Origin of the sequence: Microbulbifer celer (assembly GCF_020991125.1) — a bacterium.
In the GTDB taxonomy this organism is placed as follows: Bacteria; Pseudomonadota; Gammaproteobacteria; order Pseudomonadales; family Cellvibrionaceae; genus Microbulbifer; species Microbulbifer celer.
The window spans coordinates 2,577,216-2,601,058 of record NZ_CP087715.1; the positions used below are offsets into that span (position 1 = coordinate 2,577,216).

Consider the following 23,843-nt stretch of genomic DNA (forward strand, 5'->3'; position numbering starts at 1 on the left):
GGGCGCATCCGTGATTCGCTGTTACATCGGCCTCGGTAGCAATCTGTCCAACCCCGCCGCGCAGCTGCGCTCGGCGCTCGAGTCTATGGCGGCACTCCCGCAGAGCCGGCTTGTGGATTACTCCGGCTTCTACGCCAGCGCTGCGGTCGGCCCCGGCGAACAACCCGATTACGTCAATGCCGTGGCCCACCTGGATACAGCGCTGGCCCCAGAGGCGCTACTCGATGGGTTGCAGCAGATTGAATCCCGGCATGGACGGGAACGTTCGATTCGATGGGGGGCGCGCACGCTGGACCTTGATATCCTGCTGTACGGTGATAAAAGTATCGATACCGCAAGACTGACCGTGCCGCACCCGCGCATGGCGGAGCGCAACTTTGTGCTGGAACCGCTGGCAGAGCTGGCCCAGGAACTGCAATTCCCGGATGGCCGCCACCTGTCAGTACTGTTACAGAATTGCCCACCGAATCGCCTGCACAGGCTAAAACCATAACGGACAGGCTGATCGATAGACTACGGGGCACCTCTAAAAATTGTAGCGAGCGGGTGGCTGGTGGTGGCCGCCGGAGCACAGGAAGCGGAGTGTATAGGGCATACATGAGCATTCCGAGCACCGCCGGACGCCGCCAGGCGCACGCGCAGTAGATTTCTAGAGGTGCCCTACGGAACGACTGCGGATCACTTGCACAGATCCTGAAGGAGCTACCCGGTGACAAATCATTCCGACCACCCCTCCAGACTCGACACGCCCGCCGATGCACTCGCGGTGCCACGGTCCCTGGAACTGGACCTGAGCAGCCGAGAACTGCCCCGGTTCATCGCCGTGGAAGGCAATATCGGGGTAGGTAAAACCACACTGGCGAAGAAGCTCGCCGCCACGTTCAATTACGACACGCTGCTGGAACTACCGGAAGACAATCCCTTTCTGGAGCGCTTTTATCGCGACCCCAAAAGCGCCGCGCTCCCCACCCAATTGCACTTTCTGCTGCAACGCTCCCAGCAGATCCAGGCACTGCGTCAGGACGATCTGTTCAAACCGGTACGGGTTGCGGACTTCCTGATTGAAAAAGACCAGCTGTTTGCCGAGGTCACCCTGGACAGCGATGAGATCACGCTCTACCGCCAGGTATATGATCACCTGACGCTGGAAGCGCCCAAACCCGACCTGGTGATCTATCTGCAGGCGCCACTCAATGTACTGCAGGAACGCATCCACAAGCGCGGGATCGCGGCAGAGCGCAGCATCAGTGACGAGTATCTATCGACCCTCAATGATGCCTACACCAATTTCTTTCACTATTACGATGAAGCACCACTGCTGATCGTCAACTGCACGGACATTGATATCGTCGACAGTCAGGAGGACTACCACCAGCTGGTGGAATACCTGTTGACGGTCAACAGTGGCCGCCACTACTACAATCCCGGCAAATAACTACTCTGGCAAACAACTGCTCCGGTAATTTGATTTCCAGGACAGTAATGCCGGGGTGCCTGCAACCATCCATTTATAGAGTCATCACCATGCCCTATGCACCCAGTGAGCTGACCAAGCCGATCACGGTACAGACCCTGCGCAAAATGAAAGCAGACGGGGAGAAATTTATCTGCGTGGCCCTTTACGATGCCCCCATGGCCGCCATGGCCCAGAAAACCGGGGTTGAAACGGTATTGATCGGGGACTCCCTGGGTATGACCGTACTCGGCTACGAGAGCACGATTCCCGTCACCATGGAGCAGATGATCTATCACGTGGAAGCCGTCGCCCGGGGTAATAAGAGATCCCTGATCATGGGAGACCTGCCCTTCATGACCTACGCTACCCCGGAGCAGGCGCTGAGTAATGCCACCCGCATCATGCAGGCCGGAGCCCATATGGTGAAAATCGAAGGTGGGGCCTGGCTGGCACCCACGGTGAAAATGCTCACAGAGCGCGGTATTCCGGTGTGCGCCCACCTCGGCCTGACACCACAATCGGTTCACAAGCTCGGGGGCTTCCGGGTTCAGGGGCGGGACAACGATAGCGCGGGAGAAATTCTCGACGATGCGGTGCAGCTGGATGAAGCCGGAGCGGACCTGCTGGTGCTCGAGTGCGTCCCGTCCTACCTGGGCAAGCGCATCACCGATACCGTATCCATGCCCACCATCGGTATTGGCGCCGGCCCGGACACGGACGCACAGGTGCTGGTGATCAACGACATTCTCGGGCTCACCGAGAAGCCGCCCAAGTTCTCCAAGAACTTCCTCGAAGAAGCGGGCAATATTCCCGGCGCCCTGCGCAAGTACGCCGAAGATGTCAAAAACGGCTCCTTCCCGGACGAAAATCACAGTTTCACCTGAACAACAGCGCGGGCATTTTATGAAGTTTTCAGACATATTGCGCGATGCGCGCGGCACAGCGGACACCACGGTTCCCGAAGGCTGGATGCAGGGGCGCGCCGCGTTCGGCGGCCTGGCGGCGGCACTGGTCTACGAGGCCATCGCGGCGCGGTCGCAAGACGCCCCACTGCGCTCCCTGACCACGTCCTTTGTCGCACCGGCGAGGCAAGGCAAACTCGAGCGGCGCTCGGAAGTCCTGCGCCGCGGCAGCTCCGTCACCCAGATCGAAGGGCGCGCGGTACAAGAAGGCCAGGTGGTCACTGCGGCACTGGCCAGTTTTGGCAGCGGGCGGGATTCCGCAATCCGGGTCTCGCTGCCTTCCGCCCCCGCATTTACCGCCCCCGATGCGTGCCAGGCGCTGCCGGATATCGACGGCCTGACGCCGGAGTTCGCGCGTCACTTTGATTACCGTATCGCCGAGGGCGCCCTGCCTTTCAGTGGTATCAGTGAAACCCGCCTCGGCGGCTGGATGCGTTTCAGGAATTGCGACGAGCCAGTTACCGTGAGCCACCTGCTGGCACTGATCGACGCCTGGCCACCGGCGGTGTTGCAGATGCTGAGCGAGCTGGCACCGGCCAGCTCGCTCACCTGGACGCTGGAAGCCTGTCACCCGCTCAGTCAGCGAAGCGCAGGTGACTGGTGGCAATATCAGGCCGAAATCGAGCAGGCAGGGGATGGATACGCAGTGATTCAGGCGAAAATCTGGGATGCCGATGGCAAGCCGGTGGCGCTCTCCCGTCAGACCGTGACCGTTTTTGCCTGAGGCAAAGATCGCCGACGGAGATCAGCCGAGCTTGCAGAAACTGATAACACGCTGATCTTCGGCCCACTGGCGAATGAAGACTGCTAACCCTCAGCGCGAAAGCTTCAGTGCGGCCTTTGCTGATTCACCCGCGGCCAGCTGCCAGTGGTTGGCGAAGGCATTGCCGTGCTCTACGCAAACAAAGTTGCGGTAGTGTTCACCGATGTCGTTGATGGTGGACGCCAGCTCCGCACCGGGATTCCAGGTAATTACCGTGTGGCAGTTATCGCTGCGGGTGCGAATCGGTTGCTCGGTGTCGATTACCTGGCTGCCCGGGGCACTTTCGAACACCCGATCCACCTCACCGGAAAACGTCTGTTCGCCGCTCAGGCGGTGGCGGGCGAAATCCAGGGTTTTGTCCAGATATTCTATACCGTCGAGCCCGCCTACCTTTACCGTGCTAACATCGTCTACCGCAAAATAGCTGTGCAGCGCCCAACTGAAGGCCGCCGGCTGGTCGCCACGATTTTCCAGCGCCAGCTCAAAGCCCAGGCTTTCCCCGAGCGTCACCCTGAGCGTACAGATAAATGGCGTCGGGAACAGGTCGTCTCCCGGATGCTCGAACTGCAACTGGAGCGCCACTTCGCCGCTGGCATCATCTTGCCGGCTCTCCTGCAGCTGCCACAACTGATTGCGTACCAGGCCGTGCTTAGGCTTGGTGGGGTCCGCATGTTCTCCAAACCAGGGCAGGCACAGCGGTACGCCGCCGCGTACCGCCACGCCCGGCTCCATGGTTGCCAGCGGGCTTACCCACAGCAAGGGCGCGCGGTCGCGGGCCTGGAACTCCAGTACCTGCGCCCCCTGGAGGGCGACCACGGCCTTACACAGCCGGGTCTCCACCACGAGCAGGTCCAGCCCGGGTTTGCCGTAGAGAGTTTCGCTGTTGGTATGGGAGAGAAATGCTTGTTCGGTCACGTTGGTCATTCCTTGTCGTTCTTGTAGGCAACGGGGCGGGCCAGGGGCCAGCATCAGTCTATTCAACCGGATCAATGGTCAGCCAGTCAAAGCCCTCCTGCTGACAGGCGAATATGCAGTTGCGCACCTGTTCGACCGCATCCGACAACGCGGCCTGCGCCAGGGGCAGGCTGTTATTTTTTTCACTGATGTGCGCTACCACAAGATGCTGCAATCGCTCACAGCCCACCCGCTGCAGGAACCCGGCCGCCTGCTGGTTGCTGAGATGACCATAGGCGCCGCCCACACGACGCTTGAGCGAGGGAGGATACGGCCCCTGGGCGAGCATCATCGGATCGTGATTTGCCTCCAGTACCAGAGCATCGCAGTCGCCGAAATGAGACTCTACGTGGGGGGTGATGGTACCCAGGTCAGTGAGCAGCCCGAGGCTTCTGCCACAGGCGCGAAACACAAACTGTGCCGCTTCACGGGCATCATGGGGTACCGCTACCGGTGTCACCTGAATATCGCCGATGGCGAAGGGCTGATGCCCTTCTATCAGCTCGGTATGTGGCAAGGTGCCAATATCCCGCGCCCGTAGCGTGCCGGGCGTGAGGTACACCGGCAGCCGATACTTGCGCGCCAGCGGGCCGACGCCAGACATGTGGTCACTGTGTTCGTGGGTAACGAGAATCGCGGAGAGGTCCGCTGGGGTGAGACCGAGCCGCGCCATGCGCCGCTCGGTTTCCTTGATGGTAAATCCGCAGTCTACCAGCAGGCAGTGACCGCCACTGGCGACCAGAGTGCCGTTGCCCTTGCTGCCGCTACCCAGGGAGGCAAATCTGATCGCCATACTGTCTTCTGTCAGAGCGCCCACTGTCAGAGTGCCTGCCGTCAGATCAGGTTCTGGCGGATGGACATCAGCATCTCAGAGGTCTTGGCGCGAGACAATGGCAAACCGCGGGTGCTGCGGATACGTACCTCTACTGCCTCATCGGCACCGCGAACCACCACCAGATATCCCGGGATTTTGGAGTCCGGCGCACCACCCAGGCCCTCAAGGTTGGCAAACAGTGCCGGCTGGGCCTGATTATCTACATCGATGTTTGCGAGTACCTGCTGCAGGGTATAGCGCCCTGCATTTGCAGCCAGACTGTCTTTCCCATCATCGCTGCCGAAGGAGAACCAACCGCCGTCGTCCTCTCCCATCAGCTCCCGATCGGTGTCATAAGTGACATAGAAGATACCCAGGTCGGCATCTTCCTGATGCAATCGGTAAGCACCCGCATTGAGGGCATGGGCGACGGTGGCCCAGGCGCGGCTCATGCTGAGGTCGAGGGCAATGAAGGGCTCTTTACCCGCCGGCTCCATTACCTGCACCTTAACCTTGCCACCACCGATCGACTGCGCGACCAGGGAAGCCGCGGCGCCGGCATCGTCTACCGCCAGGGCATTGGACATCTCATCGATCATCCAACCCTCGCGCTCGGGGCTGGAGGACTGAGCCGGCCACTGCACTTCCATATCTGCCGGCGCGTCCAGAGGTAATGCCATATGGCGCACATGCACCTCAGTGGTATCCGGCTGTACGCCCGATTCCACCTGCAGGCGATATTTGTCTTTGGTCTCCGGGTCTTCACCGAAGGTCAGCCAGCTGGTTTCCATGATGCCGGCGCCGGCGTCGGACATGGCCAGCTGCAAGCCAGAGCTGCGCAGGAAATAGTGCAGCTGTGGCCAGACTTGATCCGGTGGCTGACTGACCAGCACCCAGCGGCGATTGCCGAGCTTCTGGATTTTCACCCGGTCGAGGCCGGCGTTGACCGACAGCGCCTGAGGCCGCGGCACTACAAACGAAGTGCGCTCCACTTCGCCGCTGATCTGCGGCACCTCGTAGAGTTCTTCCTGGTGCTTGGAGGAAACGCCCGCTGGCATCTGCAGCGGTGGCAGGCTTTCAGACTTCTGGTAGTCATCGCTGCGATCGCGGAAAAAGCCCTCGTTTCCGAAGATTCCGCACCCACTGAGGGTGGTAACCGCAGCACACAGAACCGCTCCGGCGGTCAATTTTGTCATTATTGGTACCTTGTCATTTCATTCCATTGGCAGCGCTGGGGCGCAACGCCGAACCCTGTCTATAAACCGAGTCTGCGTCCTCAGACCAGCGCCGGCGCCAGTGGTTCAGCCCCGGCTGGCAGTATCCTCCGGTTTCAGAGTATGCCGGCGCCACGCAGTGCTTCGCGCACGGCGTCGTGGTGGTGTGCGGAAAGCTCGGTCAGGGGCAGGCGGATGCCGCTGTCCATACGTCCCATTTCCTTCAGCGCCCACTTCACCGGGATCGGGTTGGCTTCCACGAACAGTGCGTGGTGCAGCACGTCGATACGCTGATTGATCGCCAGCGCATTCTCCGCGTCTCCGGCCAGCGCCGCTTCGCACATCTGCGCCACAGCCGCCGGGGCCACGTTGGCGGTCACGCTGATATTGCCGTGACCGCCGAGCAGCATCAGATCAATGGCAGTGGCGTCGTCACCAGAGTAAACCGCAAAGTCTTCCGGCACCATGCCCAGGATCTGACGCGCCCGCTCCATATCGCCGGTGGCTTCTTTGATGCCCACGATGTTGCTGATCGCGCTCAGGCGCTGGACGGTTTCCGGCTGCATGTCGACCGCGGTACGTCCCGGCACGTTGTAGAGGATCTGCGGGATGTTCACAGCCTTGGCCACGGTCTTGTAGTGCTGGAACAGGCCTTCCTGCGTCGGCTTGTTGTAGTAAGGGGTCACCAGCAGGCAGGCATCGGCACCGCATTTGGCGGCGGTCGCCGTGAGCTCAATGGCTTCGGTAGTGGAGTTGGCGCCAGTACCGGCAATGACCGGAATACGGCCAGCTACCTGGTCTACGACTCGACGGATCACTTCCAGGTGCTCGTGCACATCGAGTGTGGCGGATTCACCAGTGGTACCCACCGCTACCAGGGCGCGCGTACCCTGTTCAATATGCCACTCCACCAGATCGTGCAGTTTCTCCCAATCGAGGCTGCCGTCTGCGTACATGGGTGTGGCCAGTGCCACCATACTGCCGGAAATCATTGCAACTCCTTCTCCAGCCGGCTCTTAGCCGGTCTGTACCGCCATAATTTGAATGCGGTATGTTACTGAGCGTGCCAGTTCGATGCCAGCGCAAAACTGCACAGGCACACGAATCAGGGATCGGGCGCACCAACTGGTTATTTTTTGCGCTTCTTCCGCCGACGTTTACGCGGTTCGTAATAGGGCGCTTCGCCTTCCGGGCGCGTCTTGAAGCGGCGGTGTACCCACATATACTGAGAGGGGTTCTCCCGCATACGCGCCTCTACAAACTGGTTCACCAGCTCCGCATCCCGCAACTCATCCCCGGAAGGGATCTCGTCGATCGGCGGATAGACCTGAACCAGGTAGCGCCCCTGATCCTCAAGGCGGGTCACGGTGTAGGGCACCACTTGCGCGCGCCCGGCCCGGGCAAAGCGCGACGTGCCGGTAACCGTAGCAGCCGGGATACCAAACAGCGGCGCAAAAACCCCCTGTTTGATACCGTAATCCTGATCTGGCGCATACCAGACTGCGCGGCCATTCTTCAATGCCCGCATCATGCCGCGTACATCCTTGCGCTGAAACACATCGGAATCTTCGCCGTGGCGCTCGCGGCCCTTGCGCTGCATGTAATCGTAAACCGGGTTCTTGTGCGGACGATACATGCCGTCCACCGGGTGACTCATGGCCATAAACGCGGCGCCGATTTCCAGGGTGGTAAAGTGCATGGCCATCATTACCACGCCCTGCCCCCGGGCAGCAGGCGCCTGCAGGTGTTCCAGGCCCTCAATGGTAAAGCGCTTGCGCAGCCAACGGCTGCTGCGAAACCAGGCCATACCGGTTTCCATCAGCGCAATGCCGTTGGATGCAAAGTTCTGCCGCAGCAGCTGCGCGCGCTCTGAATCGGAAAGCTCGGGGAAACACAGGGCCAGATTGCGCTCGGCAATGCGCCGACGACTGCTGGCCAGCCGCAACATGAGGCTGCCAATACCGCGACCGATGGCCATCTGCCAGCGGTACGGCAGCTGTGCCACCAGAAACCAGAACCCGAACAGGGCCCAGGTGAGCCAGTAGCGCGGGTGCAGCAGAGCGACACGGAAATGGGGCTTTTGCATAGAAGTGAACGTTTAGATGTGAACAAGCAGCGAATCGTTGCCGGGCCGTATCAAACGGCCAACCGGGATGAAAGCGGCGCATTATAGCGGTGCTTTCCCACTGTCGCAGCTCACCTGTCCACTTCCGTTCAGTTTTATGCCTGGTTTCATCGAATTCCGACGGTCTCGCCACTGAACCGGGACCGCTCGGCGCAATATCAACGCATACAGTCACTAACCCATCAATGCCGCAGCAGCGCGTCCAGCTCATCGACAACTTCACACCAGTTGGCGTCCTCGGCGATGGCATCCCGCAGGAACTTGCGCTGCCCATCGTTCCAGAAATCGGCTTTGGACAGTTCCTCCTGACCGGACAGGTGGTGTCGTTCGAGAAAGTCTTCGATCGCGCCGTCGTCTGAACTCAGGCCGAGCTGGGCGAAGAGATCATTGAGGGTGTGGTGGCTGGTATCCATGAAATTCCCCTGGCTGCTAACTTTCAGGCCGCAACGGGCTTGCGACGGAAATCCGCCCGCTGCTACCAGAAGTATAGATGCGCCTGCGCGTTTTTCGTTCTACGCTGTCCAGTTTGCCGGTTCGGGAGAAAAAAATCAGGGGGCCGGGTTAGGGTTCCGCGCGTGAATCTCGTTGATCGCCGCCAGCTGATCGTCACTCAAGGTGATCTCGGCGCTGGCAATATTGCGCTTCAGCTGGTCCATGGTGGTGGCACCGATGATATTGGATGTCACAAACGGCTGCTGAGTCACAAAGGCCAGTGCCATCTGCGCGGGGTCCTGGCTGTACTCCCGGGCCAGCTTTACATATTCAGCGGTGGCATCCACCGCGCGCTCTCCGGTATAGCGCTGGAACCGCTCAAACAGCGTCAACCGCGCACCGGCGGGCCTGGCGCCATCCAGATATTTACCGCTCAGGGTGCCGAATGCGAGTGGCGAATATGCCAACAGCCCGCACTCCTCCCGAATGGCCATTTCTGCCAATCCTACTTCAAAGGTACGGTTGAGCAGGCTGTAGGGGTTCTGGATAGAGGCCACACGCGGTTTACTGCCATGGGCGGCAAGGCGCAGGTAGCGGTGCATGCCCCAGGGCGTTTCGTTGGAGAGTCCGATATGACGTACCTTGCCAGCGGTTACCAGTTCCTGAAGTGCATCCAGGGTTTCACTGATGGCGATGCCGTCGTCTTCGCCGTGTTGATATCCGAGCTTACCGAAAAAATTCGATTGCCGTTCCGGCCAGTGAACCTGGTACAGGTCGATATAGTCGGTTTTGAGGCGCGCGAGGGAGTCGTCGCAGGCTTTCAGAATCTGTGCGCGATCAAGGCGGGGACCGCCGCGGATATGGCCGACACCGGAATTTGCCGCACTGCGGCCGGTGACTTTGCTGGCGAGCACCAGCTCCGCTCGATTACCGCGCTTTGCCAACCAGTTGCCGATGAACTCTTCGGTACGGCCGTAGGTTTCAGGCTTGGGCGGCACCGGATACATTTCTGCGCAATCGATAAAGTTCACGCCGTTGGCGGTGGCGTAATCCAGCTGTTCGAACGCTTCCGCTTCGGTGTTCTGTTCACCAAAGGTCATGGTGCCGAGACAGATTTTACTGACCTGAAGATCGGTTTTTCCGAGTTTGCGGGTTTCCATCAATACAGCTCCTGCGGATCAAATTTTTTTGATTATGCAGGTTTGGGGAATGGAATTGTAGGGATGGAAGGAAAAGTGGACGGGAAGCAAAAAACGCTCAACAAGCCCGTAACACGTTCCATTTAAATCACGCAGTGGCGGCGGCGCTGCCGGGTGTGGTCTTGCGAGACACGCCGTAAACCCATCCATGGGGGCTCGGCTGCGGCCGTCCTGGCCGCAGACGGTCTCGCAAGACCACACCCGGCATCACCACCTTCGCTCGTAACTACTTTGTTAAACGAACAGCATTACCCGGCTTGCCCGAAATTTTCCGCAGCGAGCCTCATCCGAGGCTTATTTAAAGTCCGCTTCCACAATCGGGCTGACATCGGCTTCGTAATCGACGCCTTCAACACCAAAGCCAAACAGCTTGAGGAAGTCGTCGCTGTAACCTTTGTAATCGGACAGTTCAAACAGGTTTTCTTCGGTCACTTCCGGCCACAGTTTTTCAATTTTGGCCTGGGTATCCGGACGCAGTTCTTTATCGTCCATGCGGAAGCGGTTGGTATCGTCCAGGCGCGGGCTGTCGGTGTACAGGCCTTCTGTGTACAGCCGATAGAGCTGTTCGATACAACCTTCATGGGTGCCCTCTTCTTTCATCACTTTGTAGACGAGGGAGATATACAGCGGCATGACTGGAATGGCGGAGCTGGACTGGGTAACCAGGGCTTTCAGCACGGCGACGTTGGCATCCGCATTGCCGCTGTCGGTAATCGCTTTTGCTGCGCGGTCGAGGTCTTCCTTGGCCTTGCCGATGGTGGCGTGGCCGTAGATCGGCCAGGTGAGTTTTTCACCGATATAGGTATAGGAAACGGTTTTGCAGTCATCCGCCAGTACACCGGCTTTACCGAGGGCGTCCATCCACAGTTCCCAGTCTTCACCGCCCATGACTTTGACCGTCGCCGCGATTTCTTCTTCGCTCGCCGGATCAACGGAAATGTCGGAGATTTCCAGTTTGTCGGTATTGAGGTTTTTGGCGGTGTAGGATTCGCCAATCGGTTTCAATACCGAGGAGTGCAACTCACCGGTTTTCGGGTCTTTGCGGCGAGGCGAGGCGAGGCTGTAGATCACCAGGTCCACCTTGCCCATGTCCTCTTTGATCATTTCAATGGTTTTGGCCTTGATCTCGTCGGAGAAGGCGTCGCCGTTGATGCTCTTGGCGTACAGGCCGGCTTTGTGGGCCTCCTCTTCGAAGGCGGCAGAGTTGTAGTAACCGGCGGAGGCGGTGCGCTTCTCGGTCGGTGGTTTCTCGAAGAAGACGCCGAGGGTGTTGGCGCCGCAGCCGAAGGCAGCGGTGATGCGGGAGGCGAGGCCGTAACCGGTAGAGGCACCCACTACGAGGACGTTTTTGGGGCCGTCTTTGATGGCGGGTTGGGATTTGATGTATTCGATCTGTTCACGCACGTTGGCGGCGCAGCCCTGCGGATGGGCGTTGGTGCAGATAAATCCGCGTACTTTCGGCTTGATGATCATGCCGGGCTCTCTCCTCTCGGTGATTCTTCTATCGAGGCGTGCCGACCAGTCGGCCACCAAAGCGGGTCATTCTAATGGCTGATGAGAGTAACGCCCATAGGGGCGCATCACGCTAGCGGAATTTGACGGCCAAAATATCAGGGGTTGCGGCCAGTTTAGCCACATCTGGTACGCACTGTTTGCACTCATTCAGTGCGCACCGAACAAAAAAAGTACAAAATGACTAACAGTGAAGTGTAAGTCGCTTCGTAGTGGGTCCTGTGGCGGCAGGCACCTTCCCTTCAGTTCCCCTCTCCGTACTCCGACAGGAAAGTGTCAAATCCATTGGCACACTTAATGCACAGCCTCATTTGGGACCGCCAGGGAAAGCGGTGAAATCTGTAGCCCGGCAAGGGCCAATCAACGAGGTAATCACTCATGAAGTACTACTCACGTCATTTTGTAAAACCCGGCGACCTGAACCCGGCCCAACGTCTGTTCGGCGGTCAGGCACTGGCGTGGATAGATGAGGAGGCGGCCATTTTCGCTGGGTGCCAGATGGGCACCGCAAACATCGTGACCAAGCTGATGTCGGAGATCGACTTCGTCAGCTCGGCGGTTTGCGGGGATATTGTGGAGTTCGGATTTGAGGTGACCGGGATTGGTCGCACCTCGCTCACGGTGCACTGCGAGATGCGCAACAAGCAGACCCGGGACCTGATTGTACGGGTGGAACGGATTGTGTTTGTGGCGCTGGACGCAGAGGGGAATCCCACACCGCACAAGAAGGCGGGCATGACGGTCGAGCAGGCGGCAAACTCGTCGGCCATGGACAGCCGGCTGGCCGGTTAAGCCCGACGACTATCTCACTGTATCAACTGGCCCGGTACTTCCGGGCCAGTTTGGTTTTGCGGGAAAGGATCAGCGGAGCAGTAACAACGGCTGATTGGTCCCCAGCAGCATCTTCGCAGTCACACTACCCAGCAACAGATCCCGCAACTTGCTGTGGCTGAACGCACCCATTACGGTCAGGTCGATTTCGTGCTGCTGTTGGTAGGCAATCAACGCCTCCACGGTCTTGCCCTGCAGGTTCGCACTGGTCACGGAAATACCGCCGTGGCTCAATGCCTCGGCCCCCTCGTCCAGTACCGCTTCCCCGGCATCACCCACATACACCAGATGACACTCGATACCCCTGAACACCGGGCTGGTGGCCACCATATCCAGTGCCTTGCGCGCCGCCTCACTGCCGTCATAGGCCAGCATGATGGATTTCGGCGGCGCGAATTCCCGGTTCACCACCAGAATCGGTTTGTGCAGCGACCGCACGATGGATTCCAGCTGCGCGCCCAGCCCGCGGTCAGACTCACCGTGCTCCTCCCCACGAATTCCCAGTACCAGCACCCGGATATGATCCTCCAGCTCCACCAGGGACTCGATCAGGCTCCCGTGACGCTGACAGGTCACCACCTGCGCCGCGCCGCCTTGTTCGGCCCGGGCGCGCGCATCTTCCAACATCAGGCGGCCCTGCTCCAGCTGCAGCTTTGAACGCTTCTGCTCCAGCGTCGTCAGCTCACCCAGCAATTCCTCCTGGCTACCGAGGCCGATGCTCCCGGTAAGGTCTGCCACCGCCGGGGTGGAGACTCTTTCGATGTTGTGCAGGAGTTTTACCGGCGCGTCAGCACGGCTGGCAATCCAGGCAGCATAGTCACAGACGGCACCACTGAAGCGGGAGCCATCGATGCAGGAGAGTACGAGGGGATCTTTCTGTTCGGTCATTATTATTCTCTCTATTGTTCTCTCATTAACGCAGGTCAATTGCGAAGTATAGAAACCAGATGCGAAGCACAAGCGCCGGGGAGGGCCTCGGTCACTAGTCGTTTCCGGTAGACGACAACAGGTGTTGGTGCAGTGTATCTCCTGAAGAGCCTGACAGGGAAACCCGACTAAAAAACCTTTTGAGAAGGCTGAAAAGATTGTGCGCGGATTCCAGGTCTTCAGGCCCGTTGCCGAAAGAACGGGGAAGAGGTTCTCTCTCGCGGTCCATGCCCACCAAATCCCGGCATTCCATTCCAGACCGACGCATGTCCCTACCCGTGTCCGTTTCCCCGGACACCGGAGCAGCGGACACTTTTTGCGGACACCCGGCGTCCGCGCCCCGCGAACTACAAAAGAATTTTTTCTTTTAACTTCAATGACTTAAACATTACTCCCAGCTTGGCACGGCGATTGCGATAAGCCTATTGCAACCAAATATTCCAGTTTGCATCCGGCAGCCAAAAGCGCCGCGTCACAGTGGCATAAGCAGATAACACCGACTTCAAAAACTTGGGTGAACAATGATCAGAGATACCTCCGGGCAGGATATCCAGCTCAAACCGCAAAGCCCGTGGAAGAATCCACGCCTGCTGAAACGCGCCGGTATTGCCGCCGGTGCAGTGGCGTTTGTAGTGTGGGGGCTAGTGAGTTGGCAAAGCAGCAATGCGGTGGATGCCAGCCTGTCGCTGTCGCGCCTGAATATCGCCGCCGTGGAACGCGGTGACCTGGTGCGGGACCTGGTAGTTCAGGGCAAGGTGGTCGCCGCTAACAGCCCGACGCTGTTCAGTCCGGCACAGGGGATCGTCAAGTTTGCGGTCAAAGCCGGAGACCTGGTCAGTCAGGGGCAGTTGCTGGCAGAAGTGGACAGCCCCCAGCTTCAGAACCAGCTCGCCCAGGAGAGTGCGCTATTCAACAAGCTGAGTGTGGAACTGGCGCGGCAGAAGATTCAGGCCAAGCGGCAGCGTCTTGAGAATACCCAGAAAGCCGACCTCGCCAAGGTCAACCTCACCGCTGCCCAGCGCGAGCTGAAACGCGCCGAGCTTTCCATGGAAAAGCAGATCATCTCCCAGCTGGATTTCGAGAAAGCCAGCGACGACCTCGCCCGCGCGGAACTGGAGTACCGGCAGGCAGTACAGAACTCGCAACTGGAGAACGAGGCCCTCAGCTTTGAAACCCAGACCCTGCAGTTACAGGTCGATCAGCAAAAACTGCAGATGGAAGAACTCCAGCGCAAGGTCAACGAATTGCAGATCGTCTCTCCCGTAAAGGGCACCATCGGCAGCCTCGCCACCACACAGCGCTCCGCCGTTGCCGCCAATATCCCGCTACTCACGGTTGTGGATCTCACCAGTTTCGAACTGGAAGCCGCGGTACCGGAAAACTACGCCGACGATCTCGGCCTCGCCATGGAAGTGGAAATCAATATGGGCGGCACCCGGCTTCCCGGCGAGATTACCGCCATCGCCCCGGAAGTGATCGACAACCAGGTCGTCGCCCGCGTGCGCTTCACCAACGGCCAGCCCACCAACCTGCGCCAGAACCTCCGCCTCACCGCCCGCATCCTGCTGGAAAACCGCAGCGACGTGATTCTGGTGAAACGTGGCGCATTCCTAGACCAGACCGGCGGGCGCTTTGCGTGGAAGCTGAACGATCAACAACAGGCGGTGAAGGTACCGATCACCATTGGCGCGCTGGGATTGAATCAGGTCGAGATTGTTTCCGGCCTGCAAGAAGGCGACCGGATTATCACCTCCTCCGCGGACGAACTGGATAAGGCGCAATTGGTTGCGCTGAAAGATTAACCGGGTGGTGGATGCGCTTCGCTTATCCACCCTACAGAACTTAGATGCGAAGGCGCTGATGCCGATTGTTGTTTGCGAGACCTTCTGCGAGAGGGACCTCGCGGAAGAGCCCCCATGGATGGGTTAACGGGGGGGCGCCCAGCTCGGGGCTCGCAAACAACAATCGGTAGCAGCGCCGCCATGAAGCTTTACAGAAACCACAAACAAAAACTGCGAAGACAAGGAAATCCACCATGCTGAAAATGCACAATATCCGCAAAAGTTACCGTACCGATACCATCGAAACCCATGCACTACGGGATTTCAGCCTGGAAGTGAACGAAGGGGAATTTGTCTCGGTCACCGGCCCCAGTGGCTCCGGTAAAACCACCTTTCTCAATATCGCCGGCCTGCTGGAAACGCCCACCGACGGAGAATACCTGCTCGATGGCCAGGAAGTCGGCGGCCTCTCGGACCGCGACCGCTCCCGCCTGCGCAACGAAAAAATCGGCTTCATCTTCCAGGGCTTCAACCTGATCCCCGACCTCAACCTGTTCGACAACATCGACGTCCCCCTGCGTTACCGTGGATTCAACGGCAAAGAACGCCGCCGCCGTATCGAAAGAGCCCTGGAGCAGGTCGGCCTCTCGGCCCGCGCCAAACACCTGCCCGCACAGCTCTCCGGCGGACAACAACAGCGTGTCGCCATCGCCCGCGCCCTCGCCGGCGAACCCCGCTTCCTGCTCGCGGACGAACCCACCGGTAACCTCGATTCACTGATGGCGCGGCAGGTGATGGAACTGCTGGAATTCATCAACGAATGGGGCACCACCATCATCATGGTCACCCACGATCCCGATCTCGCCCGCCGCGCCCAGCGCAATATCCAAATCGTCGACGGCCAGGTATCCGACCTGCGCCAGAGCATCGCCCCTGAAGAAACTGCCACCGCATAAGCGAAATAATAACGAGGAAAGCGAAATGATCGGCTATTACATCAGCCTCGCCATGCGCAGTCTGCGGGGCACCCCCATATTAAGCGCGCTTATGATCGCCGCCATCGCCGTGGGCGTGGGAGCCTCCATGACCGTACTGACACTCAACTACATGATGTCGCAGAATGCGCTCGCCCATAAAAACGATGTACTTTATGCAGTCCAGCTGGACAGTTGGGATCCCAACGAAGGGTTTGCGCGGAGCAATAATGAAATCCCCTACCAACTCACCTATCAGGACGCCACCGCACTACTGCGCTCTGATATTCCAACCCGTCAGGTGGCCATGCACCGCTTCGGCTTCACTGTAACCCGGGAAAATACTGACGCGCGACCGTTTACCGCACAAACACGAGTCACGACAAGAGACTTTTTCGCGCTATTTGATGTGCCATTCCTCTATGGCGGAACCTGGGAACATAAGGCAGATACCTCGCCGACAAAATCTGTTGTTTTAAGCAAGCGTACCAATGAAAAACTGTTTGGTGGAGAAAACAGTGTTGGCAGTATCGTTGAGCTCAATGGAATGCCATTCACCGTCGTCGGCGTTATTGATCAATGGAACCCTTCTCCCAAAGTATATGATCTCAACAATGATCCATTCTCAGACTCAGAAGAACTATTTGTGCCTTTCGGCTTACATAGACAACTGGAAATTCATAGCTGGGGCAACACTAATGGCTGGAATTCAGGCGACAACGGCCTAGACGGATATGAAGGGTTTCTACAGGGGGAAGGCGTATGGATCCAATACTGGGTAGAGCTTGAGAACCAACAGCAAAAAGAAAACTATGAAGCGTTTCTTACTGGCTATATCCGGGGACAGAAGGAACAAGGTCGATTTCAGCGGCCATTAAATTTTGTACTTACCCCCCCATCCGAGTGGTTAGTCCTGAATGAAGTGCTGGATAATGACAACCGAGTTCTCGGGTGGGCCGCTATCGCGTTCTTGCTTGTTTGCGTGGTTAATGCCGTAGCTCTGATGCTGGCGAAGTTTTTGCGCAAAGCGCCGGAAGCTGGTGTTCGGCGCGCTCTGGGTGCCAGTCGCAACGCCATCTTTTCACAACACTTGATAGAAAGTGGCTGTATCGGAGTGCTCGGAGGTATATTGGGGATTGGCTTGTCAATGCTCGGGCTTAGCGGACTTCGGACATTGGCCATGGGCCAGATGGACAAAGTGGCCACAATGGACTGGGTGATGATGTTCGCCGCTGTAGGCCTGGCTATTCTCGCCAGCCTGCTCGCAGGCCTGTACCCGGCTTGGCGCATCAGCCGCACCAACCCATCTGTTTATCTGAAAACCCAATAAGCTGGAGAGGAATCAACCATGTTTGAACTGAAACCCATGTTGTCCGCCCTCTGGCGCAACAAAGTGGCCGCGCTGCTAATCGCCCTGCAACTGGCTCTCACCCTCGCCATCGTCAGCAACGCCACCGTCATCGTAAAAGATCGCCTTACCAGTATGGCGCGCCCAACCGGTATGGATATCGAAAACATTATTGCAATTACCTTCATGCCCGTTCCCACGAACTACGATATGGCCGGCGCGGTGCGCGCCGACCTGGACATGATGCGATCCATGCCCGGCGTGGTTGATGCCTCGGTCACTAACCAGATCCCGGTATCCGGTTCCGGTTCAGCCAGCGGTTATTTTCTCGAGCCGAATGCTGAACTTGGTGATGTAACCGCCAATTATTACCAGACGGATCCAAACTTTATCAATACACTCGGGCTGAACCTGATCCAAGGTCGCAACTTCCGTCTAGACGAAATGCGGGTGAGAGGTTCCAACGAAAGCGGTGGTGCAAATGTAGCGATTGTAACCCAGCGGTTCGCCGAACAGGCCTTTCCCGAGGAGAGTGCGCTGGGCAAATTCCTGTATCACGGCAACGACGACAAGCCGATCGAGATCATTGGTATTGTCGAACGCCACCTGGGCGCCTGGCCCAGCTGGTCTCTGGCAGGCAATGTGGTATTCCACCCGCTCTTGGTTGAAGGTAACCACAAACGCTACCTGGTCCGAACGGAACCCGGCAAGCGCGATACCATCTTCAAGCAGCTGGAAACCAAGCTCTCAGAGCGCGATCCGCAAAGGGTTATTCACCTGGAAACTCTGACAGAAAAACTGGCCAGTACCTACGTTGCGGACAACATCATGGTCAAGGTTCTGTCTGCCGTAATGACCCTGCTCACCTTTATCGTGGCCCTGGGCATCGTCGGCCTCACGATTTTCTGGATCAACCAGCGCGCCAAACAGATCGGTGTGCGCCGGGCGCTGGGTGCAACACGGGCCAATATCAGCCGCTACTACCTGGTGGAGAATACGGTCATTGCAACCACCGGTCTGGTGCTCGGCACCGCCGGGGCTCTGATCATCAACCAGTTGATGGTCAGCGAGTTTTCCCAGCCGGCAATGCCATTGCCGATGCTGGCAGTATGTGCGGTAATATTGCTTGCGGTCAGTCTGGCGGCCGCGTTGGTGCCGGCGTTGCGCGCGGCAAATATTTCGCCGGCGATGGCGACTCGAAGCGTTTAAGAAGCCGATTGTTCAAAGCGAAGATCCTGCGCCCGCAAAACCCCATCGGGCGCAGGACCGCTAAGAAAATATTAAGTGACCACCGCAACAGGAAGCGCGAGTTGGACAAAGCACTCATTATCGACGACAACACCGGCATTATCTCTGCCCTGTCCCTGTTGTTGTCCCTGCACGATATCCAGACCCTGAGCGCCATCACGCCCCAGGCGGGCCTGCAGTTGTTGCGGGAAAATCCCGATATCAGCCTCGTCATCCAGGATATGAACTTCACCGCCGATACCACCTCCGGCGAAGAGGGCCGCGCGCTGTTTTTCGCCCTGCGCGAGCTGCAGCCGGATATCCCGGTCATCCTGCTTACCGCCTGGACCCAGCTGGAAATGGCGGTGGAACTGGTCAAGGCCGGCGCCGCCGATTATGTGGGTAAACCCTGGGACGACAACAAACTTATCGCCACCATCAAGAACCTGCTGGAACTCCACGATCTGCAACAGCAGCAACGGCAAACCCAGAGCCGCGAACAGCAGGCCCGTGACCAGTTGCAGCAACAGTTCGACCTGCAGGACATTGTCTACCGCAGCCCCGCGCTACAGAAACTGCTGGAAATGGCCACCCAGGTAGCCCACTCCGATGTGCCGGTACTGATTACCGGCCCCAACGGAGCAGGTAAAGAGAAGATTGCCGATATCGTCCAGGCCAACTCCAGTGTCAAAGATGGCCCGTATATCAAGGTCAACGTCGGCGCCCTGCCGGAAGATTTGATGGAGGCAGAGCTGTTCGGTGCCGAGGCCGGCGCCTATACCGGCGCCGGCAACAAAACCCGTGAGGGTCGCTTTGAGGCCGCCGACGGCGGCACCCTGTTTCTCGACGAAATTGGCGAGCTCTCCGCCAGCGGCCAGGTGAAATTGTTACGGGTTTTGCAGATAGGGGAATTCCAGCGGCTCGGCAGCAGCCAGACCCGTAAGGTCAATGTGCGCGTGATCAGCGCCACCAACAGTCATCTTGAGAAGATGATCGCCGACGGCCGCTTTCGACAGGATCTGTTTTACCGCCTGAATGTGATCGAACTGAAACTGTCAGCACTGAACGAGCGCACCGAAGACATCCTGCCTCTGGCCCGCGCATTTCTCGCCGGGACCGGCAAGCAATTGAGCCCTCCGGCGCAGCACAAACTGACGCGCTATTCCTGGCCCGGTAATGTGCGCGAACTCCAGAACGTCATGCAGCGCGCCGCCGTACTCACTCGGGGCGATACCGTAGAAGAAGAAACCCTGGCACTCCCCGAGGAAGAGCGGCAGAAAATGCCCGAGCACAACTTTGAGCCCAGCCGTGAGCTGCTGGAACAGACCCTGGCCAGTTGTGACGGCATAATTGCACAGGCCGCGCGCGAGCTCGGTCTCAGCCGCCAGGCGCTGTATCGCCGCCTGGATAAATACGGTATTCCCTATTAATTACGGTTGTCGTTACTGATGTTGCGCCCCTCCCTGGAAGGCAAGATTTTTGCGGTGGTATTCGGCTCGGTCGTTCTGGGCACTGGTACTCCATTGCTCCTCCTATGGTTGGGTAGCGATTCCCGGCTGGCCTGGAGCGCCGGTCTACTGCTGGCCGTCATTCTGGCGTTCATACTGATACGGCCAGTTACCCGCAATTTAAATCGCGCGCTGGACAGTATTGAAAGTGGCCTGCTGAATTTTCGCGACGGCGACTTCTCCATTTCACTTGCCCTGAATCGCAAAGATCAGCTGGGACAACTGGCAACGTTGTACAACGAGGTGGGGGAAATCCTGCGTCAGGAGAGAGCCCATATTCACCAGCGGGAGCTGTTACTGGATACCGTCATCCAGAGCTCTCCCCTGTCGCTGCTGCTGATAGACCAAAGCAAACACATTATCTATGCCAACACCAGTGCCCGCCATTTGCTGCACGCGGGCAAGCCACTGCAGGGCCACCTGCTGGAACAGATCCTGCCGCACTGCCCGCCAGAACTGGCACAGGCCATCGAACAACAACAGGATGGGCTTACCAGCTACCTCGTCAACGAAACCACGCATACGCTGCACATCAGCAATAGCACCTTTGTACTCAACTCACAAAAACACCGCCTGATCCTGCTGCGGGAAATGACGCGGGAGCTGACGCGGGCAGAAGTACAGGTATGGAAGAAGGTCATCCGCCTGATCAGCCATGAGCTGAATAACTCCCTCGCTCCTATTTCCTCCATGGCCCATAGCGGCAAGCTGCTGTCAGAAAAACTCCATTCGGAGCAACTGGCCGGCGTCTTTGAAGTGATCGCCGAGCGCTGCCGGCATCTGACCGCTTTTACTCAGGGCTATGCGCGCTTCGCCAAACTCCCACCACCGGCCTGCGAAACCGTGCAATGGCAGTCGCTGGTGAATCGTCTGCAGCCGCTGCAGCCGTTTGAACTATCGGGAAATCTGCCCGCACGCCCCGGTTATTTTGACCCCGCACAGATTGAACAGGCGCTGCTGAACCTGCTCAAAAATGCCAGCGAATCCGGGAGTTCAGAAGATAAAATTACCCTGGGCATTCAGACCGATGTGCACGGTCAGTTAATCAGTGTGAGTGACCGCGGTTGCGGGATGAGTGACCAGGTCTTACAGCAGGCGCTGCTGCCCTTCTTCTCTACCAAGCCCCAGGGCGTGGGGCTGGGCCTGGCACTGTGCCGTGAAATCGCGGAAGCCCACGGTGGCCAGGTCAGACTTCATAACCGTCGCGGTAGCGGATTGCAGGTCAGCCTGTGGCTGCCCTGGCCAACGGAAAACGGGCCGCACTGAGAGCTCTGTTTTTCCCGGTAGCAGGCCGTCCCCGTCGGATTAATGGCAAAAATCAGGCTGGCACCCGTTGTTCCCCGCGCAGTTTGTTCACATCCGCGCGCGGCGGCGCGCCGAACATGCGGCTGTACTCGCGGCTGAAGTGGGACGGGCTCTCGTAACCCACGCGGTAGCTGGCAGAGGCCGCTTCCAATCCCTCACTAAGCATCAACCGGCGCGCTTCGTGGAGACGCAGTTTTTTCTGAAACTGCAACGGCGACATCCGCGTGATCTGCTTGAAACTGTGGTACAGGGACGACTCACTCATGTTGGCCCGATCCGCCAGTTCGCGAATGCGCAGCGGCTCGGCGAAGTGGTCCTTGAGCAACGCGATCACCCGCGAGATCCGGTTGGCCTGGCTGTCCGCCACGGCAAATTTGCGAATGCGCGCGCCCATTTCTCCCATCAGCACACGGTAAAGAATTTCTTTGCGCGCCAGCGGCGCAAGTACCGGCACATCCGTGGGACTGTCCAACAGATTCAGCAAGCGGATCACCGCATTCAGCAAGCCGATATCCATCTGTGCCATGCACAGGCCGCAGTTCACTTCCGGGCAGTGGAAGTCCGCCTCCAACGCCGGCGTCTGCTCTCCCAGCTCCAGAATCAGATCGGTCACTTCCTTGGGTTCCACCACCAGTTTGACGGCCAGGTACGGCTGTTCCGGCAATGCCTTCACCACCCTCGCCGATACCGGCAGGTGCACCGAGGAGGCCAGATAATTCAGCGGTCCATAGGTGATTTCCTTGTCACCCAGCTGCAAGCTTTTTTCACCCTGAACAATGAAACCGAGGGAGGGCTCGTACACGCTGGAAATACAGCTGGTAGTCGCCTCATCGGAGCGGATCAGGCCGACACCCGCAAGTACGGACGGATTCATCATCCCCACCTCTGGCACCCAGCGCAGAATATTGCGCACCAGTCCCTTGCGCGCGATCTCCAGTTCCCGCTCCACAGCGTTGCCGCGTTGCTCCCCTGCCATACACCCCTCCGGATAACCGTTCAGACCGCTGGCCAGTATACGGAGTTTCAGGCAAGCCGCTTAGAACTTTGCAGAATTGGGCAAGCACCGGACAGTAATATGCAAGCCGCTCTCGAAATGTGACAAAAGCACTACTCCACGGGCGGTCATAAACAGTGTAAAAAATTACACCGCAGAAAATACCGGTGACGGGAGCGGGAGTCCGACCGGCCGGCAACATCGGCAGGAATACAGAATCAGGCAATCAGCCGGTAGTAACCGGATACCGCCGGATACCGCTGAACCGCTAGGGTATGCCACCGGTGGGGAGCTGTTCTCCCCACTCAAGTAAAGGAGTAAGCACCCAATGCCAAAACATATCCTGATCGGTCTCGCGGCCCTGTTACTGGCAGGATGCAATGCCGACGATACGGAAGGGCAGCGGCCGCCGCCCATGCCCGTGGAGGTGGTGGAAGTGAGCGCGGAACCGGCAACCCTGTGGAACGACTTTACCGGACGAGTGGCGGCACCGGAAACGGTGCAGTTGCGCGCACGGGTCAGCGGTTATATCGACAAGGTCGCGTTTACCGAGGGCGAACTGGTAACACGCGGGGACCTGTTGTTTGAGATAGATCCTCGCCCCTACCGTGCGCGCGAGCGCGCCGCGCAGGCGGAGCTGACCCGCGCCCGCAGCCAACTGGCCCTGAGTCAAAGCCGCGCGCAACGCGCCAGCCAGTTGCTGGCGAGCCGCGCCATTTCCCGCGAGGAAAACGACCAGCGTCAGGCCGCACTGGCATCCGACCGCGCCGCCGTCAGTGCTGCAGAAGCGGCGCTGGAAAGCGCGCGTCTGGACCTGCAATTCACTCAGGTCAAGGCGCCCATCAGCGGCCGTGTGGGCCGAGCGCAGATCACCCGCGGCAACCTCGCCAGTGCCGACGAGACACTGTTGACCACACTGGTGTCCGTCGATCCCATGTATGTTTATTTCGAAAGCGACCAGACCAGCTTTGCCGGCAGCCGCGAATTTTTCACCCTTAAACAGCGCCCTCAGGTGCATATCGGGCTGGTGGGTGAAAGTGGCTTCCCACATATTGGCGAACTGGATTTTATCGACAACCGCCTGAACAGCCACACCGGCACCATGCAGTTCCGCGCCCTGGTGGCCAACCCCGAGGGCAGCTTCCGGCCCGGGCAGTTCGCGCGCGTGCAGATGCCGATCGAGCAACTCGGGGACGCGCTGCTGCTGAACCGCAAAGCGGTGCTCACGGATCAGGACCGGCGCTACGTGTATGTGGTAAATACGGAGAACCTCACCGAGCGCCGCGAGGTACAGACCGGCCCGGAGCAGGATGAACGAGTGCTCATTCGCAGCGGACTGCAGCCCGGCGAGCGGGTGGTGGTCAACGGCCTGCAGAAAATCCTGTTCCCGGGTATGCCGGTTGAGCCGCAACTGGTGCAGATGCGCGGGACGAAAACCGCACAACAGGTTGCCGGGCGCTGAACGTTTTCCCCTCCCGCCAAAAAGATTACTGATTTTCAAATTTCTGTGCGGTTTC

Annotated in this window: 22 protein-coding genes; 12 read left to right on the forward strand and 10 right to left on the reverse strand. The window is 58.7% G+C overall.

All coding sequences use genetic code 11. The features are described from left to right. Positions 1–13 precede the first annotated feature (13 nt). The 4 genes from folK to LPW13_RS10825 all read left to right on the forward strand — a co-directional run bounded on the left by folK (position 14) and on the right by LPW13_RS10825 (position 3,142). Positions 14–493 (forward strand): 2-amino-4-hydroxy-6-hydroxymethyldihydropteridine diphosphokinase, encoded by a 480-nt coding sequence (folK, locus tag LPW13_RS10810; RefSeq protein WP_230439188.1) that lies wholly within the window; start codon positions 14–16, stop codon positions 491–493. Positions 494–766: 273 nt separating this feature from the next. Next, positions 767–1,435, forward strand: coding sequence for a deoxynucleoside kinase (locus tag LPW13_RS10815; RefSeq protein WP_230439189.1), 669 nt, complete (start codon positions 767–769; stop codon positions 1,433–1,435). Positions 1,436–1,524: 89 nt separating this feature from the next. Next, on the forward strand, positions 1,525–2,340 hold the full coding sequence (gene panB / locus LPW13_RS10820; protein ID WP_230435326.1) for a 3-methyl-2-oxobutanoate hydroxymethyltransferase: 816 nt from the start codon (positions 1,525–1,527) through the stop codon (positions 2,338–2,340). A 19-nt stretch (positions 2,341–2,359) separates the two neighbouring features. Further along, complete coding sequence (locus tag LPW13_RS10825) at positions 2,360–3,142, forward strand: acyl-CoA thioesterase (RefSeq protein WP_230435328.1); 783 nt, start codon at positions 2,360–2,362, stop codon at positions 3,140–3,142. A gap of 90 nt (positions 3,143–3,232) precedes the next feature. On the opposite strand, the gene LPW13_RS10830 is transcribed toward LPW13_RS10825, so the two are convergent. From LPW13_RS10830 to fabV, 8 genes are all read right to left on the reverse strand, one after another. After that, positions 3,233–4,096: a D-hexose-6-phosphate mutarotase gene (locus LPW13_RS10830; RefSeq protein ID WP_230435330.1), complete on the reverse strand. Its 864-nt coding sequence runs from the start codon at positions 4,094–4,096 to the stop codon at positions 3,233–3,235. 58 nt (positions 4,097–4,154) lie between these two features. Then, complete coding sequence (locus tag LPW13_RS10835; RefSeq protein ID WP_230435332.1) at positions 4,155–4,928, reverse strand: MBL fold metallo-hydrolase; 774 nt, start codon at positions 4,926–4,928, stop codon at positions 4,155–4,157. A gap of 41 nt (positions 4,929–4,969) precedes the next feature. After that, complete coding sequence (bamC, locus tag LPW13_RS10840; RefSeq protein ID WP_230435334.1) at positions 4,970–6,145, reverse strand: outer membrane protein assembly factor BamC; 1,176 nt, start codon at positions 6,143–6,145, stop codon at positions 4,970–4,972. A gap of 134 nt (positions 6,146–6,279) precedes the next feature. Beyond that, the gene (gene dapA / locus LPW13_RS10845; RefSeq protein WP_230435336.1) at positions 6,280–7,155 is read right to left on the reverse strand and encodes a 4-hydroxy-tetrahydrodipicolinate synthase; all 876 of its coding nucleotides are present in this window, start codon (positions 7,153–7,155) and stop codon (positions 6,280–6,282) included. Between the two features lie 137 nt (positions 7,156–7,292). Then, positions 7,293–8,249 (reverse strand): LpxL/LpxP family Kdo(2)-lipid IV(A) lauroyl/palmitoleoyl acyltransferase, encoded by a 957-nt coding sequence (gene lpxL / locus LPW13_RS10850; RefSeq protein WP_230435337.1) that lies wholly within the window; start codon positions 8,247–8,249, stop codon positions 7,293–7,295. 221 nt (positions 8,250–8,470) lie between these two features. Further along, a complete protein-coding gene (locus tag LPW13_RS10855) occupies positions 8,471–8,701 on the reverse strand; it encodes a DUF2789 domain-containing protein (RefSeq protein WP_230435339.1) in 231 nt (76 codons plus the stop codon). Between the two features lie 135 nt (positions 8,702–8,836). Next, entirely contained in the window at positions 8,837–9,880 is a 1,044-nt protein-coding gene (locus LPW13_RS10860) for an NADP(H)-dependent aldo-keto reductase (protein WP_230435341.1), read from the reverse strand. A gap of 333 nt (positions 9,881–10,213) precedes the next feature. Continuing rightward, positions 10,214–11,392 (reverse strand): enoyl-ACP reductase FabV, encoded by a 1,179-nt coding sequence (fabV, locus tag LPW13_RS10865; RefSeq protein WP_230435342.1) that lies wholly within the window; start codon positions 11,390–11,392, stop codon positions 10,214–10,216. A 417-nt stretch (positions 11,393–11,809) separates the two neighbouring features. Here fabV and LPW13_RS10870 point away from each other — a divergent pair, with 417 nt between their 5' ends. After that, positions 11,810–12,223 carry an acyl-CoA thioesterase gene (locus tag LPW13_RS10870; protein WP_230435344.1) on the forward strand — a complete coding sequence of 138 codons (414 nt, stop codon included), beginning with the start codon at positions 11,810–11,812 and terminating at the stop codon, positions 12,221–12,223. Between the two features lie 69 nt (positions 12,224–12,292). On the opposite strand, the gene LPW13_RS10875 is transcribed toward LPW13_RS10870, so the two are convergent. Further along, positions 12,293–13,150 (reverse strand): universal stress protein, encoded by an 858-nt coding sequence (locus LPW13_RS10875; RefSeq protein ID WP_230435346.1) that lies wholly within the window; start codon positions 13,148–13,150, stop codon positions 12,293–12,295. Between the two features lie 560 nt (positions 13,151–13,710). Here LPW13_RS10875 and LPW13_RS10880 point away from each other — a divergent pair. The 6 genes from LPW13_RS10880 to LPW13_RS10905 all read left to right on the forward strand — a co-directional run bounded on the left by LPW13_RS10880 (position 13,711) and on the right by LPW13_RS10905 (position 21,293). Beyond that, the gene (locus LPW13_RS10880; protein WP_230435348.1) at positions 13,711–14,991 is read left to right on the forward strand and encodes an efflux RND transporter periplasmic adaptor subunit; all 1,281 of its coding nucleotides are present in this window, start codon (positions 13,711–13,713) and stop codon (positions 14,989–14,991) included. Positions 14,992–15,224: 233 nt separating this feature from the next. Continuing rightward, on the forward strand, positions 15,225–15,926 hold the full coding sequence (locus LPW13_RS10885; RefSeq protein ID WP_230435349.1) for an ABC transporter ATP-binding protein: 702 nt from the start codon (positions 15,225–15,227) through the stop codon (positions 15,924–15,926). A 25-nt stretch (positions 15,927–15,951) separates the two neighbouring features. Beyond that, positions 15,952–17,274, forward strand: a complete 1,323-nt coding sequence (locus tag LPW13_RS10890) for an ABC transporter permease (RefSeq protein WP_230435351.1) — start codon at positions 15,952–15,954, stop codon at positions 17,272–17,274. 18 nt (positions 17,275–17,292) lie between these two features. Then, a complete protein-coding gene (locus tag LPW13_RS10895; RefSeq protein WP_230435353.1) occupies positions 17,293–18,501 on the forward strand; it encodes an FtsX-like permease family protein in 1,209 nt (402 codons plus the stop codon). A gap of 101 nt (positions 18,502–18,602) precedes the next feature. Beyond that, the gene (locus tag LPW13_RS10900) at positions 18,603–19,949 is read left to right on the forward strand and encodes a sigma-54-dependent transcriptional regulator (protein WP_230435354.1); all 1,347 of its coding nucleotides are present in this window, start codon (positions 18,603–18,605) and stop codon (positions 19,947–19,949) included. 18 nt (positions 19,950–19,967) lie between these two features. Further along, a complete protein-coding gene (locus tag LPW13_RS10905; RefSeq protein WP_230435355.1) occupies positions 19,968–21,293 on the forward strand; it encodes a sensor histidine kinase in 1,326 nt (441 codons plus the stop codon). 52 nt (positions 21,294–21,345) lie between these two features. Here the strand turns inward: LPW13_RS10905 and LPW13_RS10910 are convergent, their stop codons facing one another. Continuing rightward, positions 21,346–22,308, reverse strand: coding sequence for an AraC family transcriptional regulator (locus LPW13_RS10910; RefSeq protein ID WP_230435356.1), 963 nt, complete (start codon positions 22,306–22,308; stop codon positions 21,346–21,348). A gap of 346 nt (positions 22,309–22,654) precedes the next feature. On the opposite strand from LPW13_RS10910, the gene LPW13_RS10915 reads away from it, so the two are divergent. After that, positions 22,655–23,788 (forward strand): efflux RND transporter periplasmic adaptor subunit, encoded by a 1,134-nt coding sequence (locus tag LPW13_RS10915; RefSeq protein ID WP_230435357.1) that lies wholly within the window; start codon positions 22,655–22,657, stop codon positions 23,786–23,788. Positions 23,789–23,843: the final 55 nt, after the last annotated feature.

Coding starts and splice junctions, on each gene's coding strand:
- LPW13_RS10905 (WP_230435355.1), top strand. CDS start 19,968: ATGTTGCGCCCCTCCCTGGAAGGCAAGATTTTTGCGGTGGTATTCGGC.
- lpxL (WP_230435337.1), bottom strand. CDS start 8,249: ATGCAAAAGCCCCATTTCCGTGTCGCTCTGCTGCACCCGCGCTACTGG.
- LPW13_RS10890 (WP_230435351.1), top strand. CDS start 15,952: ATGATCGGCTATTACATCAGCCTCGCCATGCGCAGTCTGCGGGGCACC.
- LPW13_RS10855 (WP_230435339.1), bottom strand. CDS start 8,701: ATGGATACCAGCCACCACACCCTCAATGATCTCTTCGCCCAGCTCGGC.
- LPW13_RS10885 (WP_230435349.1), top strand. CDS start 15,225: ATGCTGAAAATGCACAATATCCGCAAAAGTTACCGTACCGATACCATC.
- LPW13_RS10875 (WP_230435346.1), bottom strand. CDS start 13,150: ATGACCGAACAGAAAGATCCCCTCGTACTCTCCTGCATCGATGGCTCC.
- LPW13_RS10835 (WP_230435332.1), bottom strand. CDS start 4,928: ATGGCGATCAGATTTGCCTCCCTGGGTAGCGGCAGCAAGGGCAACGGC.
- LPW13_RS10860 (WP_230435341.1), bottom strand. CDS start 9,880: ATGGAAACCCGCAAACTCGGAAAAACCGATCTTCAGGTCAGTAAAATC.
- fabV (WP_230435342.1), bottom strand. CDS start 11,392: ATGATCATCAAGCCGAAAGTACGCGGATTTATCTGCACCAACGCCCAT.
- LPW13_RS10910 (WP_230435356.1), bottom strand. CDS start 22,308: ATGGCAGGGGAGCAACGCGGCAACGCTGTGGAGCGGGAACTGGAGATC.
- LPW13_RS10880 (WP_230435348.1), top strand. CDS start 13,711: ATGATCAGAGATACCTCCGGGCAGGATATCCAGCTCAAACCGCAAAGC.
- LPW13_RS10895 (WP_230435353.1), top strand. CDS start 17,293: ATGTTTGAACTGAAACCCATGTTGTCCGCCCTCTGGCGCAACAAAGTG.
- dapA (WP_230435336.1), bottom strand. CDS start 7,155: ATGATTTCCGGCAGTATGGTGGCACTGGCCACACCCATGTACGCAGAC.
- panB (WP_230435326.1), top strand. CDS start 1,525: ATGCCCTATGCACCCAGTGAGCTGACCAAGCCGATCACGGTACAGACC.
- LPW13_RS10870 (WP_230435344.1), top strand. CDS start 11,810: ATGAAGTACTACTCACGTCATTTTGTAAAACCCGGCGACCTGAACCCG.
- bamC (WP_230435334.1), bottom strand. CDS start 6,145: ATGACAAAATTGACCGCCGGAGCGGTTCTGTGTGCTGCGGTTACCACC.
- LPW13_RS10825 (WP_230435328.1), top strand. CDS start 2,360: ATGAAGTTTTCAGACATATTGCGCGATGCGCGCGGCACAGCGGACACC.
- LPW13_RS10915 (WP_230435357.1), top strand. CDS start 22,655: ATGCCAAAACATATCCTGATCGGTCTCGCGGCCCTGTTACTGGCAGGA.